Origin of the sequence: Pseudomonas sp. 3MA1 (genome assembly GCF_029237275.1) — a bacterium.
GTDB lineage: Bacteria > Pseudomonadota > Gammaproteobacteria > Pseudomonadales > Pseudomonadaceae > Aquipseudomonas > Aquipseudomonas fluorescens_AP.
The window spans coordinates 515,952-530,362 of the sequence record NZ_JAACFX010000001.1; the positions used below are offsets into that span (position 1 = coordinate 515,952).

The window sequence follows — 14,411 nt, forward strand, 5'->3', positions numbered from 1 at the left end:
CTGAATTCCGGGGACCCCGATGCCGCTGCAATCCTTGAACAGTCTGTCCGCCGTCGATCCCGCGCAATGGGATGGCTTGCTCAAGGACGGGCAACCCTTTGTGCGCCACGCTTTTCTCAGTGCCCTGGAAGACAGTGGCAGCCTCGGTCCGCGCTCGGGCTGGCAGGCCGAGCACCTGTTGCATGTGGAAGACGGCCGCCTGCTGGCGGCGCTGCCCAGCTATCGCAAATGGCATTCCTACGGTGAATACGTGTTCGATCACGGCTGGGCCGATGCCTGCGCGCGGGCCGGGATCGACTATTACCCCAAGCTGCTGACGGCGGTGCCGTTCAGCCCGGTGAGTGGCGCGCGGGTGCTGGCGGCGACCCAGGCGGATGCCTTCGAGCTGTTGAAAAGCCTGCCCGGCTACCTGGAGATCGAAGGACTTTCCAGTGCCCATATCAACTTCACCGACGACTTCAGCGACGCCGCCCTGGAACAGCAACCGGGTTGGCAGCAGCGCCTGGGCTGCCAGTTCCACTGGCAGAATCGCGGTTATCGCGACTTTCAGGATTTCCTCGACGCCTTGAGCTCGCGCAAGCGCAAGCAGATGCGCAAGGAACGCGAGCAGGTGGCCGGGCAGGGTTTTGATTTCCAGTGGTTCGAAGGCCATGAACTGGACGAGGCGCAGTGGGATTTCGTCTACGCCTGCTACGCCAACACCTATGCGGTGCGGCGTCAGTCGCCGTACCTGACCCGGGCCTTTTTCAGCCTGTTGGCCGAGCGCATGCCCGAAGCGATTCGCGTGGTCCTGGCCAAGCAGGGCGGGCGCCCGGTGGCCATGGCCTTCAGCCTGGTGGGCGGCGACAGCTTCTACGGCCGCTACTGGGGCTGCCTGGCGGAGTTCGACCGCCTGCATTTCGAGACCTGTTTCTACCAGGGCATGGAGTACGCCATCGCCCAGGGGCTGCAGCGTTTCGACGCCGGCGCCCAGGGCGAGCACAAGCTGATTCGCGGCTTCGAACCGGTGATCACCCGCTCCTGGCATTACCTGCGCCACCCCGGCTTGAACGCCGCGGTGCAGGACTTCCTGCAACAGGAGCGGGCCGGGGTTCGCGCCTATGCCGAGGAGGCGAGGGACGCCTTGCCCTATCGGCAGGCGTGACCCTCGCGACCTTGCGTCAACCGTCTTCCTTGCCCAGCCAGCGGTAGACCACGCCGCCGATCACCGCGCCGAGGATCGGCGCCAGCCAGAACAGCCACAGTTGCTGCAAGGCCCAGCCGCCGACGATCAGCGCCGGGCCGGTGCTGCGGGCCGGGTTGACCGAAGTGTTGGTGACCGGGATCGAGATCAGGTGGATCAGGGTCAGGGCCAGGCCGATGGCGATCGGCGCCAGTCCCGCCGGGGCGCGCTTGTCGGTGGCGCCGAGGATGATCACCACGAACATCAAGGTCATCACCAGCTCGCAGACAAACCCCGCGGCCATGGAGTAGCCGCCTGGGGAGTGTGCGCCGTAGCCGTTGGAGGCCAGCCCCGAGGCCAGCTCGAAGCCCGGCTTGCCGCTGGCGATGAAGTACAGCAACGCGGCGGCGATCACCCCGCCGATCACTTGGGCAACGATATAGGCCGGCAATTCCTTGGCCGGAAAGCGTCCGCCCACCACCAGCCCTACGGACACCGCGGGGTTCAAGTGACAACCGGAGATATGGCCGATGGCGAAGGCCATGGTCAGCACCGTCAGGCCGAAGGCCAGGGCGACACCCAGCAGGCCGATGCCGACATTGGGAAAGGCCGCGGCGAGCACGGCGCTGCCGCACCCGCCCAGGACCAGCCAGAAAGTACCGAGCATTTCGGTAACGGAACGTTTGAACAAAGACATGGAGGAGTCCTTGATAGGTCAACCTATCAACGCGATACAGCTGTTATGCATCCCGCAGGTTAACTACAGGTTCCGCTCCGGAACCTAGGGTGAGTACAGCAGGCTTTTGGCGCAATTCCAGCCCGCCCAAAAAAACGCCAGAGCCCTTGAAACCAGGGCCCTGGCGCGTTGTGCGGCAACTTTGTGTAACTGATCAGCACCCTGTAGCCGCTGCCGGTCAGTCGATACCGACGAACCCTCCGGTCTGGTGCTGCCACAGGCGCGCGTACAAACCGCCATGGGCCAGCAATTCGGCGTGGGTGCCGGTCTCGGCGATGCGCCCGTGCTCCAGGACCACCAGGCGGTCCATGCGGGCGATGGTGGAGAGGCGGTGGGCGATGGCGATCACGGTCTTGCCCTGCATCAGGGTTTCCAGGCTTTCCTGGATCGCCGCTTCGACTTCCGAGTCCAGGGCCGAGGTGGCCTCGTCCATGATCAGGATCGGCGCGTCCTTGAGCAGGACCCGGGCAATGGCGATGCGCTGGCGCTGACCGCCGGACAGCTTGACCCCGCGCTCCCCGACATGGGCATCGAAGCCGGTGCGGCCCTGGGCATCGGACAACAGCGGGATGAACTCATCGGCGCGGGCCTTGCGCACTGCTTCCCAGAGTTCATCGTCCGTGGCGTCGGGGCGGCCGTAGAGCAGGTTGTCGCGGATCGAACGGTGCAGCAGCGAGGTGTCCTGGGTGATCATGCCGATGCGTTCGCGCAGGCTTTCCTGGGTCACTTCGGCGATGTTCTGGCCGTCGATGAGGATCTGCCCGCCCTGCAGGTCGTAGAGGCGCAGCAGCAGGTTGACCAGGGTCGACTTGCCGGCCCCGGACGGGCCGATCAGGCCGATCTTTTCGCCGGGACGGATCTCCAGGTTGAGGTCGCTGATCACCTTGTTGGCCTTGCCGTAATGAAACTCCACATGCTCGAAGCGTACGCCGCCCTGGGCCACGGCCAGCTTGGGCGCCTGCTCGCGGTCGGTGAGCTGCAGCGGCTGGGCGATGCTCTGCAAACCGTCTTCGACCATGCCGATGTTTTCGAAGATGCCGTTGATCACCCACATGATCCAGCCGGACATGTTGACGATGCGGATCACCAGGCCGGTGGCCAGGGCGATGGCCCCGGCGCTGATCAGCGACTGGCTCCACAGCCACAGGGCCAGGCCCGTGGTGCTGACAATCAGCAGGCCGTTGAGGCTGGTGATGGTCACGTCCATGGCGGTGACCACGCGCCCGGCCAGCTGGCTTTTCTCGGTCTGCTCGGCAATCGCCTCGCGGGCGTAGCTCTGCTCGAAATGGGTGTGGGCGAAGAGCTTGAGGGTGGTGATGTTGGTGTAGCCGTCGACGATCCGCCCCATGAGTTTTGAGCGGGCGTCGGAGGCGTCCACCGAGCGCTGCTGGATGCGCGGCACGAAGTAGCGCATGGCGCCGATGAAACCTGTGATCCACAGCAGCAGGGGGATCATCAGGCGCCAGTCGGCGTCGGCGAACAGCACCAGAGAACCGATGGCGTAGATGGTCACGTGCCACAGGGCGTCGATCACCTGCACCGAGGAATCCTGCAGCGAGTAGCCGGTCTGCATGATGCGCTGGGCGATGCGCCCGGCGAAGTCGTTCTGGAAGAAGTTCAGGCTCTGGCGCAGCACGTAGCTGTGGTTCTGCCAGCGGATCAGGCTGGTCATGCCGGGGTTGATGGTCTGGTGCATCAACAGGTCGTGCAGGCCCACCATCAGCGGCCGGAACAGCAGGGCTACCACCGCCATCCAGGCCAGTTCCAGGCCGTGGTCGCTGAACACCTGGGCGCTGGGCGTGCCCTGGGCCAGGTCGATGATGGTGCTCAGGTAGCTGAACAGCGACACCTCGATCAGGGCCACGAACAGGCCCACCACCAGCAGGGCGACGAAGCTCGGCCAGACTTGCTTGATGTAGTGGAAGTAGAACGGCAGGACCCGATTGGGTGGGGTGGCGCTGGGGGCGTCGCGGAAGATATCGATCAGTTGTTCAAAACGACGAAAGAGCATGGGGGTCTTGAAGCCCGGGGTGCGGGCTCTCCTGTGCTGAAAGCGGACGGGGCGCCGGGTGGGGCGCCGCCGTCGGGACAGGCTGGCGGATTCAGTCGATGCGCTTGGCCGACTTGATCAGCACCGGGTCCACAGGCACGTTCTGCATGCCTTGCTTGGTGGTGGTCTGGGAATTGACGATCTGGTCCACCACGTCCATGCCGCTCACCACCTTGGCGAATACGGCGTAGCCGGCATCGCGGCCCGGGTCGAGGAAGGCGTTGTCGGCGACGTTGATGAAGAACTGGCTGGTGGCCGAGTTGGGGTTGGAGGTGCGGGCCATGGACAGGGTGCCGCGCACGTTATGCAGGCCGTTGGAGGCTTCGTTCTTGATCGGGTCGCGGGTGTCTTTCTGCACCATCTGCGCGGTGAAGCCGCCGCCCTGGACCATGAAGCCCGGGATCACCCGGTGGAAGATGGTGTTGGTGTAGAAGCCGCTGTCGACGTAGTCGAGGAAGTTCTTGCTGGAGATCGGTGCCTTGACCGGGTCCAGCTCGACTTCGATCTTGCCGAAGCTGGTGTCCAGCAGCACGTGGGGCGCCTTGGCCGGTTGGGCGGCCATCAGGTTGGCCGCGAACAGCACGGAGCCGGCGACGAGGGCGATTTTTTTCAGCATGGTTCAGTGATCCTGGGTGGTGGTGTCGACTGTGGTTGTGAAGTCCAGCAGGGTTTGGTTGAAGCGCTGCGGCTGGTCCAGCGGCGTGGCGTGTCGGGAATCCTCGATCACCACCAGCCGTGCATCCGGCAGCAGTTTGACATAAGCCTCCTTGACCGCCACCGGGGTGTAGTCGTGGTCGGCACTGACGACCAGGGTTGGACAGGTGATACGGCCCAGTCGTTCCTGCACCCCCCAACCGACGATGGCGTCGAAGCTGGCGAGATAAGCACGTTTGTCGTTTTTTGCCCAGCGCTCGGCCATTTTTTGCCGCAACTCGCCTTGCTCCGGCTTGGGAAACAGCCGCTGGCCCAGGGCCTGGCCGATGGTGGCCAGGCTCAACACCCGGGCCAGGCTCCAGCGTTTGAACCACTGCCAGTAGTCATTGGCGCTGCGTACCTTGACCTCGGGGGCGCTGTTGACGATGCACAGGCTCTTGAGCAGTTGCGGCTGATCCACGCCCAGCTGGAAGCCGACCATGCCGCCCATGGACAGCCCGACATAATGCGCGGGGCCCAGGTTCAGGTGTTCGATCAGCGCCACGATGTCGGCGGTGAAGCCCGGGATGCTGTAGCGCTCCCGAGGCTTGTCGGAGCGTCCGTGGCCACGCAGGTCGGGGACGATCAGGCGGTAGCGGGTCGAGAGCTCGGGGATCTGCTTTTCCCAGTCCTGGGCGCTGGAGCCCAGGCCGTGAACCAGCAGCAGGGGCTCGCCCCGGCCGTATTCCTCGTAGTGCAGGGTGCAACCTTCATGCTCGAAATAGGCCATGGCAGAACTCCTGTTCTGGTGAGTGGACGTCAGGCTTGCTCGGGGGCGGCAAAGGGCGCATCCAGGGGCGCGGTGTCGAAGGTGCGCAGCAGTTCCACGAGGATCTGCGTGGCCGGGCCCAGGGGTTTGTCCTTGTTGGAGTAGAGGAAGAAGGTCGGGTGGCGACTGCCGCCCTGGTCCAGGGGCAGGACCTTGAGCAGGCCTTCGCGCAGTTCCCGTTCGATCAGGTGCCGGGGCAGCCAGGCAAAACCCAGGCCGCTGCCGACGAAGGTCGCGGCGGTGGCCAGGCTGCCCACGGTCCAGCGCTGCTCGGCGCCGAGCCAGCCGACATCCCGTGGCTGCTGGCGGCCGGAGTCGCGGATCACCACTTGCAACTGGCTTTCCAGGTCCTGGAAGTGCAGCTCCCGTTGCAGGCGGTGCAGGGCGTGTTCCGGGTGGGCCACGGCGACGAATTCCACCGAGCTCAGCTCGGTGCCCAGGTAGCCGGAGATGTTGAAACTGCTGATGGCCAGGTCGGCCACGCCTTCGAGCAGCACTTCCTCGACCCCGGACAGCACTTCCTCGCGCAGGCGCACGCGGCAGCCGCGGCTTTGCGGCATGAAGGCGGTCAGGGCGCGCACCAGCCGCGCGTTGGGGTAGGCGGCGTCCACCACCAAGCGCACTTCGGCTTCCCAGCCCTGTTCCATGTGGTGGGCCAGGTCTTCCAGTTGGCTGGCCTGCTTGACCAGTTGCCGGGAGCGACGCAGCAGTACGCCGCCGGCTTCGGTAAGCACCGCCTTGCGCCCGTCGATGCGCAGCAGCGGCACGCCGAGCTGGTCCTGCATGCGCGCCACGGTGTAGCTGACCGAGGATTGCGAGCGGTGCAGGGCTTCGGCGGCCTGGGCGAAGCCGCCGTGATCGACCACCGCCTGCAGGGTGCGCCATTGATCCAGGGTCACGCGGGGCGCTTTCATGAGGGACTCCTCTTGTCCTAAGCTGGCGCTCCTTATTGGAGACTGCCGAATGAGAAAATTCTGTTGTGTGTTGCTGGCGCTGTTGCCCCTCGGCGCCTGGGCCTATCCCATCGATGTCGAGAAGCAGTTGAACGGCCTGAGCATCGACTACGCCACCTTTGCTACCGATGAAGACATCGGCTCCATCCAGCTGAACAACTTCGGCAAGAGCGACGCCGTGTGTTCGGTGGTGTTTCGCAATGGCCCCGAGTCGCCGCGCAACCGCAAGGTGGAAGTTGCCGCGGGGCAGAGCAAGAACGTCACCGCCAAGTTCAACCGCAAGATCATCAAGCTGCGCCTGGAACTGAACTGCCAGGCCAAGTGATCGAAGCCGGCTCGGCCCAGGGAATTGCGCTGAGGCCGGCTGTGCTTATAAACGAATTTATTGATTGGTTATAGCAGTTATTTGCGCTTTTTCATCGATATCACTCTGTTTAATCTGCCCCCCATCGACTTACGCATACCCCGATGGAGGCTTCAGCCATGTCCCGCGTCCTGATCATTGAAAGCAGCGCCCGCCAGCAGGATTCCGTATCCCGGCAACTGACCCAGACCTTTATCCAGCAATGGCAGGCCGCTCACCCTGGCGACTCGATCACGGTGCGTGATCTGGCCCGCCACCCGGTGCCGCACCTGGACGCCAACCTGCTGGGGGGCTGGATGAAACCCGCCGAACAGCGCAGCGCCGCCGAGCAGGACTCCCTGCAGCGCTCCAACGAGTTGACCGACGAGTTGCTGGCCGCCGACGTGCTGGTGCTGGCCGCGCCGATGTACAACTTCGCCATTCCCAGCACCCTGAAGGCCTGGCTCGACCATGTGCTGCGCGCCGGGGTGACCTTCAAGTACACCGACACTGGGCCACAAGGCCTGCTCACCGGCAAGCGTGCCTACGTGCTCACCGCTCGTGGCGGCATCTACGCCGGCAGCAGCGCCGATCACCAGGAACCCTACCTGCGTCAGGTGATGGGCTTTATCGGCATCCACGACGTCGAGTTCATTCACGCCGAAGGCCTGAACCTGGGTGGCGACTTCCATGAAAAGGGCTTGAACCAGGCCAACGCCAAGCTGGCCCAGGTGGCCTGAGCGGCGATTCCTGAGCCGAGGCGCCGCTCAGCGAAGGGCTCTGCGGCGCCGTTAATCCGCAGATAATCCCCGGGTGTTCAAGTAGCGCTTGCGGATCCCCTTCAAGCCGGTTCGCGCATCGAACCTCCCTTTGCACTGGTTGCTCCTTCAGTGCCGACGCCCGATTGCACGCCTAGCGAGATCGGGCTTTTTTTTGCCCGGGATTTCATCTGCGCGGGCAAAACCGCTATCGTCGCCGCCATTCAAGACGAGGCGAACATGGGCTACCTACTTTTTGTCACCCTGATCCAGGCGTTTTCCTTCAGCCTGATCGGCGAATACCTGGCCGGGCATGTCGACAGCTACTTCGCGGTGCTGGTGCGGGTGCTGCTGGCGGGGCTGGTGTTTCTTCCGCTGACCCGCTGGCGCCGGGTGGAGCCGGCCTTCATGCGCGGCATGCTGCTGATCGGCGCGCTGCAGTTCGGCATCACCTATGTGTGCCTGTACCTGAGCTTCAGGGTTTTGACGGTGCCGGAGGTGCTGCTGTTCACCATCCTCACGCCCCTGCACGTGACCCTGATCGAAGACGCCCTGAACCGGCGCTTCAATCCCTGGGGCCTGCTGGCGGCGCTGGTGGCGGTGGCGGGCGCGGTGGTGATCCGCTACGACAGCGTCAATCCGGATTTCTTCATCGGCTTCTTGCTGCTGCAACTGGCCAACTTCACCTATGCCGCCGGGCAGGTGCTGTACAAGCACCTGGTGGCGCGCTACCCCAGCGACCTGCCGCACTACCGGCGCTTCGGCTACTTCTATCTGGGAGCCTTGCTGGTGGTGTTGCCGGCGTTCCTGCTGTTCGGCAAGGCCCATTACCTGCCTGATGCGCCGCTGCAATGGGCGGTGCTGCTGTTTCTTGGCCTGGTGTCCACGGCCCTGGGCATGTACTGGTGGAACAAGGGCGCATGCCTGGTGACCGGCGCCACCCTGGCGGTGATGAACAACCTGCATGTGCCGGTGGGGCTGCTGGTCAACCTGCTGATCTGGAACCAGCATGAAGACCTGGGGCGCTTGTTGCTGGGTGGGTTGGTGATCCTCGGGGCGGTGTGGATCAGCCGGCGGGGCGGCCGGCCTGTGCAGGCCAGCTGAGAGCGTTGTGGCGAGGGAGCTTGCTCCCGCTCGGCCACCGTGGTGGCCGCAAGAGCTGCTTGCTCGATCGACCTGAAGCCATGCCCTGGCCGCCTTGGGCGGGCGCTGCCCGCCAGCGGGAGCAAGCTCCCTCGCCACACTTGCTTACAGTGCGTGTTTCTCCAATTGCGGCACATGGCTGGCGCCCGCTATCGCCGGTAGCAACCCGGCCCGCAGGTCGGTGCCGCTGGGCTGCTGGTACAGGTTCAGGCCGAATTCCGGCATTACCGCCAGCAGGTAATCGAAGATATCCCCCTGGATGCGCTCGTAATCGACCCAGGCGGTGGTGCGGGTAAAGCAGTAGATCTCCAGGGGAATGCCCTGGGCCGTGGTCTGCATCTGGCGCACCATGCAGGTCATGTTCGGCTGGATCTCCGGGTGGCTCTTGAGGTACGCCAGGGCGTAGGCGCGGAAGGTGCCGATATTGGTCATGCGCCGGCGGTTGGCCGACAGCGCGGCGACGTTGCCCTGGGCTTCGTTCCAGCTTTTCAGCTCGGCCTGCTTGCGCCCGATGTAGTCGGTGAGCAGGCGCACCTTGCTCAGCCGCTGTTCTTCGTCGTCATGCAGGAAGCGCACGCCGCTGGCATCGATGTACAGGCTGCGCTTGATCCGCCGACCGCCGGATTGCTGCATGCCGCGCCAGTTCTTGAACGACTCGCTCATCAGGCGCCAGGTGGGGATGGAGACGATGGTCTTGTCGAAGTTCTGCACCTTGACCGTGTGCAGGGTGATGTCCACCACATCGCCGTCGGCGCCGACCTGGGGCATCTCGATCCAGTCGCCGACCCGCAGCATGTCGTTGCTGGTCAACTGCACGCTGGCGACGAAGGACAGCAGGGTGTCCTTGTAAACCAACAGGATCACCGCCGACATGGCGCCCAGGCCGGACAGCAGCAACAGCGGCGAGCGGTCGATCAGGGTGGCGACGATGATGATCGCGCCAAACACGTACAGCACCATCTTCGCCAACTGCACATAGCCCTTGATCGAGCGGGTACGGGCGTGTTCGGTGCGCGCGTAGATGTCCAGCAGGGCATTGAGCAGGGCGCTCAGGGCCAGCAGTTGGAACAGGATGGTGAAGGCCATGGCCAGGTTGCCGAGGAACAGCAGGCTGGTCTTGCTCAGCTCCGGCACTAAATGCAGGCCGAACTGGATCACCAGGGACGGGGTCATCTGCGCCAGGCGGTGGAACACTTTGTTGTGGCGCAGGTCATTGAGCCAGTGCAGCGCCGGCTGGCGCCCCAGCAGCCTGACGGCGTGCAGCACCAGGTAGCGGGCCACTCGTCCGAGCACCAGGGCGATCACCAGTAACAGGGCCAGGCCGATGCCGGCGTGCAGGAGCGGGTGTTGTTCGAGGGCTCCCCAAAGGTCCTGGGTATTGAGCCAGAGCTGTTTGAAATCCATGGGCTAAAACGATTCTTCTATGAGACATGAGGGGAGGATTAGAGCATTTAACCCTGGGAAAGTTACGGTTAAGGACAAATCGGCTAACAAAAAACCAACTCTTTGCCACCGTTTGCACAAAGAAACTCGGCCTGCGCGCTCGAAACCGTTACCCTATGCAGCTGTTTTTTTGCATATCTTCGAGGTAGCACCCGTGTTTTCCCAATTCGCCCTGCACGAACGCCTGCTCAAAGCCGTGGCCGAGCTTAAATTTGTCGAGCCGACGCCGGTGCAAGCAGCGGCTATTCCGCTCGCGCTGCAAGGGCGTGACCTGCGGGTGACGGCGCAGACCGGTAGCGGCAAGACCGCGGCCTTCGTACTGCCGATCCTCAATCGCCTGATCGGCCCGGCGAAGATCCGCGTCAGCATCAAGACCCTGATCCTGCTGCCGACCCGGGAACTGGCCCAGCAGACCCTCAAGGAAGTCGAGCGTTTCTCCCAGTTCACCTTCATCAAGTCCGGCCTGATCACCGGCGGTGAAGACTTCAAGGTCCAGGCCGCCATGCTGCGCAAGGTGCCGGACATCCTCATCGGCACCCCGGGGCGCATGCTGGAGCAACTCAACGCCGGCAACCTCGACCTCAAGGAAGTCGAAGTGCTGGTGCTCGACGAAGCCGACCGCATGCTCGACATGGGCTTCGCCGAAGACGTGCAGCGGCTGGTGGATGAATGCCCGAACCGCCAGCAGACCATGCTGTTCTCCGCCACCACCGGCGGCTCCGGCCTGCGCGAGATGGTCGCCAAGGTCCTCAACAACCCTGAGCACCTGCAACTCAATAGCGTCAGCCAGCTCAACGAAACCACCCGTCAGCAGATCATCACCGCCGACCACAACCAGCACAAAGAGCAGATCGTCAACTGGCTGCTGGCCAACGAGACCTATCAGAAGGCCATTGTCTTCACCAACACCCGGGCCATGGCCGACCGCATCTATGGCCGCCTGGTGGCTCAGGACTACAAGGCGTTCGTGCTGCACGGCGAGAAGGACCAGAAGGACCGCAAGCTGGCCATCGACCGCCTGAAGCAGGGCGGAGTGAAGATTCTCGTGGCCACCGACGTCGCCGCCCGTGGCCTGGACGTGGACGGCCTGGACCTGGTGATCAACTTCGACATGCCCCGCAGCGGCGACGAATACGTGCACCGCATCGGCCGTACCGGCCGTGCTGGCAACGATGGCCTGGCCATCTCGCTGATCTGCCACGGCGACTGGAACCTGATGTCGAGCATCGAGCGCTACCTCAAGCAGAGCTTCGAGCGCCGCACCATCAAGGAAGTCAAAGGCACCTACAGCGGCCCGAAAAAGGTCAAGGCGTCCGGCAAGGCCGTTGGCGTGAAGAAGAAAAAGACCGACGCCAAGGGCGACAAGAAAAAGTCCGTGGCCAAGGCCCCGACCAAGCGCAAGACCGCCAACCGGCCGAAAAGCGACAGCCTGGTCAGCCAGGACGGCCTGGCGCCGCTCAAGCGCCGCAAGCCACAGGCGCCGGCGGCTGAGTAAAACCGCCGCCAGCGGTAAACGAAAAACCCGGACCTGGTCCGGGTTTTTTTTGGCTGGCTTTCAGGTACTCCGGGCCTCGATGGCTCAACTGGCCTTGGGTTTCTCCACATGCCCTGGCTGGGCCTGCAGATCGATCCCCAAGGCATGAATGACCTTCAAGACGGTGTCGAATCGCGGTTTTGAGCCCGGGGCAAAAGCCTTGTACAGGCTTTCCCGGCCCATCCCGGCATCCCGGGCAATCTGGGACATGCCCCGAGCTTTGGCTACGTAGCCGATGGCTCGAAGAAACTCCTCGGTATCAGCGTCGGCCAGCACTTGTGACAGGTACTCTGCGATGGCCTGGTCGCTGTCCAGCAACTCGGCCATGTCGAAGTGGGTCAACATCTGGGTCATGTTGAAAGATCCTTTGCCAATATCTTTGCCCGGCGAATGTCCGCGTCTTGAGAGGATTTGCCCCCGCCTGCCAGCAACACAATGATCGCGCCGCCACGCAGGGTGAAGTACAGCCGTTACCCGGGACCCACGTCCACGCGCAGTTCCGAAATACCTTCTCCCACGGATTTCACATCCCCCAGATTGCCTGTTGCGGCGCGATCGATGCGGCGGGCAATGGAGATTTTTGCGCGCAAGTCCTTCAGCGATGAGTGCCATCTGGCAAAGGACTGGGTTTGCTGGATGAGATATTTCATGCAGAAAACGTATCCATTTGGATACGTTCTAGTAAGAGGGGTAGCACGGACTCGACTCGGGCTTTTTCTCGGTGTGGGCCAGTTCCTTGGGTTGCTGGTCGATCAACAGCCCGCTGCCAAGAAAACTTTCCTGAAGATTCAGAAGTGTCTGATGTGTCGGTGATCGGGGCAAATCTAGTATCGGCACCCGCTGCACGGTCCGGATTCTGGGGGGATGTGCAGTTTGTCGGCGCGCTCTGCGCTTATTTGACGTCAAGATGATGGCACATTAACATCCCCGCCCTGTCGTGACCCCTGCTGCCCTTTCGAAGGATCGAACATGTCTGTCTCCACCCTCGGGATGAGGTTGTGCCGTGCCTTGTCTTGCCTGCTGCTGACAGCCCCGCTGTCTATGGCGTTCGCCGCCCCTTTGCCCATTCCGACCTCCAACCCCGGCGACCAGGACCTGATCCGCGACCGGCAGAACCGCCTGCTGGAAGAACAGCAGCGGCGTCTCGAAGAACTCAAGGACCTGCCCGGCAAGAGCGCCACGCCCGTGGCGCCCAGCGCGCCGGCCGACAGTCGCTGCTTCCCGATCAAGGACATCCAGCTCAAGGGTGCCGACTCGCTGTCCGCCAGCGAGCGCGAGAGCCTGCTCAAGCCCTACGTCGGCCAGTGCCTGGGGGTGTCTCAGCTCAACGAGCTGCTCAAGGTCATCACCAACCGCTACATCGAAAAGGGCCTGGTCACCAGCCGCGCCTACCTGCCGCAACAGGACCTGTCCAGCGGCCACCTGCAGGTGCTGGTGGTGGAAGGCAAGCTTGAAGGCCTCAAGGCCGCCGAAGGCAGCAAGCTCAGCGCCCGTGAACTGAACATGGCCTTTCCCGGCAGCAGCGGTGAGCTGCTCAACCTGCGGCAGATCGAGCAGATGGTCGACCAGCTCAACCGCCTGCCATCGAACCAGGCGCAGATGGAACTGGCCCCGGGGCAGGCCGTGGGCGGCAGCGAAGTCCTGGTCAAGAACAACCCGCAAAAGCCCTGGCGCGTTGGCCTGTCACGCAGCAACGAGGGCCAGAAGAGCACCGGCGAGCAGCAGTGGGGCAGCTCTTTCGAATGGGACAGCCCCCTGGGATTGGCGGATCAATTGGTGCTGCGCGGCGGCCACGACGCCATCAGCGACCACCAGAAAACCTCGCGCAACGCCATGCTCTATTACAACCTGCCGTTTGGCTGGTGGAACCTCAGCTACAGCTACAGCCAGAGCGAGTACCGCTCCCAGGCCCAGGGGCAGGGCTTCAACTTCAAGCAGACCGGCGACAGCCAGAACCACCAGCTGCGCCTGGAGCGGGTGATCCACCGCGATGCCGTGAGCAAGACCTCGCTGAACAGCGGCCTGAGCTACCTGCGCACCAACAACTACATCGAAGACAGCAAGCTGAGTAACAGCAGCAACCGCCTCAGCGAAGCCCAGTTCGGCATCAACCATGGCCGGCGCATCGGCGGCGCCTTCGTCAACCTCGACCTGGGGCTGCAGGACGGCATCGGCGCCTTCGACGCCCAGCGCCAGAAGGAACGCGACGACAAAACGGGCAAGCGCCAGGCCAACGCGCGCTATCGCAAATACACCGCCACCGCCAGCTACCTGCAGCCGTTCAAACTGTGGGACGAGTCCCTGGTGTTCAGCAGCCTGGTCACCGGCCAGCGCAGCGAGGATGTGCTGTTCAGCTCGCAACGCATGAGCCTGGGCAGCCAGTCCTCGATCCGTGGCTACAAGGACCAGAGCCTCAATGGCGACAGCGGCTACTACTGGCGCAACGACCTGCGCTGGAGCCGCCCGGTGACCTGGAACTGGCTGCGCCCGGCCTTCGCCGAGTACGGCACCGGGCTGGGCTATGACGTCGGCGCGATCCGCAACGACCGCTACAACGCCGAGCAGCATGGCCGCGTTTCCAGCGACTCCATCGAATTTTTCGCCCGCGGCAAGCACCTCGCCGCCAGCCTGACCTTCGCCCACTCCCTCGAGCGGCCAGATGCCCTGAGTGAGCGGGAAGCACCGATCTATTTCCGTTTGGATCTCTTTCTCTGATTGCACTGATTCATTGAGGCTTTTGACATGGACGTTCGCCAACTCGCCTTCCTGGCCCGCCAGCCTTCGGCTGCACTGCAACCGCGCGACACCTTCTGGGGCCTGTCGAAAC

Annotated in this window: 13 protein-coding genes and 1 pseudogene; 6 read left to right on the plus strand and 8 right to left on the minus strand. The window is 63.5% G+C overall.

From position 1 onward, the window contains the following. Positions 1–19: 19 nt before the first annotated feature. On the plus strand, positions 20–1,144 hold the full coding sequence (locus GWQ44_RS02455) for a GNAT family N-acetyltransferase (protein ID WP_047302542.1): 1,125 nt from the start codon (positions 20–22) through the stop codon (positions 1,142–1,144). Between the two features lie 16 nt (positions 1,145–1,160). On the opposite strand, the gene aqpZ is transcribed toward GWQ44_RS02455, so the two are convergent. From aqpZ to GWQ44_RS02480, 5 genes are all read right to left on the minus strand, one after another. Further along, positions 1,161–1,859 (minus strand): aquaporin Z, encoded by a 699-nt coding sequence (gene aqpZ, locus GWQ44_RS02460; RefSeq protein WP_103741191.1) that lies wholly within the window; start codon positions 1,857–1,859, stop codon positions 1,161–1,163. A gap of 217 nt (positions 1,860–2,076) precedes the next feature. Beyond that, positions 2,077–3,909: an ABC transporter ATP-binding protein gene (locus tag GWQ44_RS02465; protein ID WP_275926577.1), complete on the minus strand. Its 1,833-nt coding sequence runs from the start codon at positions 3,907–3,909 to the stop codon at positions 2,077–2,079. A 91-nt stretch (positions 3,910–4,000) separates the two neighbouring features. Beyond that, a complete protein-coding gene (locus tag GWQ44_RS02470; protein WP_016967472.1) occupies positions 4,001–4,564 on the minus strand; it encodes a peptidylprolyl isomerase in 564 nt (187 codons plus the stop codon). Between the two features lie 3 nt (positions 4,565–4,567). Then, positions 4,568–5,371 (minus strand): alpha/beta hydrolase, encoded by an 804-nt coding sequence (locus tag GWQ44_RS02475; RefSeq protein ID WP_016967471.1) that lies wholly within the window; start codon positions 5,369–5,371, stop codon positions 4,568–4,570. Between the two features lie 29 nt (positions 5,372–5,400). Beyond that, complete coding sequence (locus GWQ44_RS02480) at positions 5,401–6,324, minus strand: LysR family transcriptional regulator (protein WP_016967470.1); 924 nt, start codon at positions 6,322–6,324, stop codon at positions 5,401–5,403. 49 nt (positions 6,325–6,373) lie between these two features. Here GWQ44_RS02480 and GWQ44_RS02485 point away from each other — a divergent pair, with 49 nt between their 5' ends. From GWQ44_RS02485 to GWQ44_RS02495, 3 genes are all read left to right on the plus strand, one after another. After that, positions 6,374–6,688: a 3-phosphoglycerate kinase gene (locus GWQ44_RS02485; protein WP_275926578.1), complete on the plus strand. Its 315-nt coding sequence runs from the start codon at positions 6,374–6,376 to the stop codon at positions 6,686–6,688. Positions 6,689–6,846: 158 nt separating this feature from the next. After that, complete coding sequence (locus GWQ44_RS02490; protein WP_016967468.1) at positions 6,847–7,446, plus strand: FMN-dependent NADH-azoreductase; 600 nt, start codon at positions 6,847–6,849, stop codon at positions 7,444–7,446. A gap of 258 nt (positions 7,447–7,704) precedes the next feature. Then, on the plus strand, positions 7,705–8,568 hold the full coding sequence (locus GWQ44_RS02495) for a carboxylate/amino acid/amine transporter (RefSeq protein ID WP_016967467.1): 864 nt from the start codon (positions 7,705–7,707) through the stop codon (positions 8,566–8,568). 144 nt (positions 8,569–8,712) lie between these two features. On the opposite strand, the gene GWQ44_RS02500 is transcribed toward GWQ44_RS02495, so the two are convergent. Beyond that, complete coding sequence (locus GWQ44_RS02500) at positions 8,713–10,011, minus strand: mechanosensitive ion channel family protein (RefSeq protein ID WP_275926579.1); 1,299 nt, start codon at positions 10,009–10,011, stop codon at positions 8,713–8,715. Positions 10,012–10,204: 193 nt separating this feature from the next. On the opposite strand from GWQ44_RS02500, the gene GWQ44_RS02505 reads away from it, so the two are divergent. Further along, entirely contained in the window at positions 10,205–11,545 is a 1,341-nt protein-coding gene (locus tag GWQ44_RS02505; protein ID WP_042941946.1) for a DEAD/DEAH box helicase, read from the plus strand. 84 nt (positions 11,546–11,629) lie between these two features. Here the strand turns inward: GWQ44_RS02505 and GWQ44_RS02510 are convergent, their stop codons facing one another. Together GWQ44_RS02510 and GWQ44_RS02515 are read right to left on the minus strand one after the other, a co-directional pair. Beyond that, the gene (locus tag GWQ44_RS02510) at positions 11,630–11,938 is read right to left on the minus strand and encodes an addiction module antidote protein (RefSeq protein ID WP_275926580.1); all 309 of its coding nucleotides are present in this window, start codon (positions 11,936–11,938) and stop codon (positions 11,630–11,632) included. After that, a pseudogene (locus GWQ44_RS02515) lies at positions 11,935–12,234 on the minus strand (type II toxin-antitoxin system RelE/ParE family toxin). The gene GWQ44_RS02510 and the pseudogene GWQ44_RS02515 overlap by 4 nt, the downstream one beginning before the upstream one ends. Positions 12,235–12,553: 319 nt before the next feature. Here GWQ44_RS02515 and GWQ44_RS02520 point away from each other — a divergent pair. Further along, on the plus strand, positions 12,554–14,299 hold the full coding sequence (locus GWQ44_RS02520; protein ID WP_275926581.1) for a ShlB/FhaC/HecB family hemolysin secretion/activation protein: 1,746 nt from the start codon (positions 12,554–12,556) through the stop codon (positions 14,297–14,299). Positions 14,300–14,411: the final 112 nt, after the last annotated feature.

Excerpts from the sequence above, each read along its gene's own strand:
- GWQ44_RS02455 (WP_047302542.1), top strand. The coding sequence starts at position 20 with ATGCCGCTGCAATCCTTGAACAGTCTGTCCGCCGTCGATCCCGCGCAA.
- aqpZ (WP_103741191.1), bottom strand. The coding sequence starts at position 1,859 with ATGTCTTTGTTCAAACGTTCCGTTACCGAAATGCTCGGTACTTTCTGG.
- GWQ44_RS02465 (WP_275926577.1), bottom strand. The coding sequence starts at position 3,909 with ATGCTCTTTCGTCGTTTTGAACAACTGATCGATATCTTCCGCGACGCC.
- GWQ44_RS02470 (WP_016967472.1), bottom strand. The coding sequence starts at position 4,564 with ATGCTGAAAAAAATCGCCCTCGTCGCCGGCTCCGTGCTGTTCGCGGCC.
- GWQ44_RS02475 (WP_016967471.1), bottom strand. The coding sequence starts at position 5,371 with ATGGCCTATTTCGAGCATGAAGGTTGCACCCTGCACTACGAGGAATAC.
- GWQ44_RS02480 (WP_016967470.1), bottom strand. The coding sequence starts at position 6,324 with ATGAAAGCGCCCCGCGTGACCCTGGATCAATGGCGCACCCTGCAGGCG.
- GWQ44_RS02485 (WP_275926578.1), top strand. The coding sequence starts at position 6,374 with ATGAGAAAATTCTGTTGTGTGTTGCTGGCGCTGTTGCCCCTCGGCGCC.
- GWQ44_RS02490 (WP_016967468.1), top strand. The coding sequence starts at position 6,847 with ATGTCCCGCGTCCTGATCATTGAAAGCAGCGCCCGCCAGCAGGATTCC.
- GWQ44_RS02495 (WP_016967467.1), top strand. The coding sequence starts at position 7,705 with ATGGGCTACCTACTTTTTGTCACCCTGATCCAGGCGTTTTCCTTCAGC.
- GWQ44_RS02500 (WP_275926579.1), bottom strand. The coding sequence starts at position 10,011 with ATGGATTTCAAACAGCTCTGGCTCAATACCCAGGACCTTTGGGGAGCC.
- GWQ44_RS02510 (WP_275926580.1), bottom strand. The coding sequence starts at position 11,938 with ATGACCCAGATGTTGACCCACTTCGACATGGCCGAGTTGCTGGACAGC.
- GWQ44_RS02520 (WP_275926581.1), top strand. The coding sequence starts at position 12,554 with ATGTCTGTCTCCACCCTCGGGATGAGGTTGTGCCGTGCCTTGTCTTGC.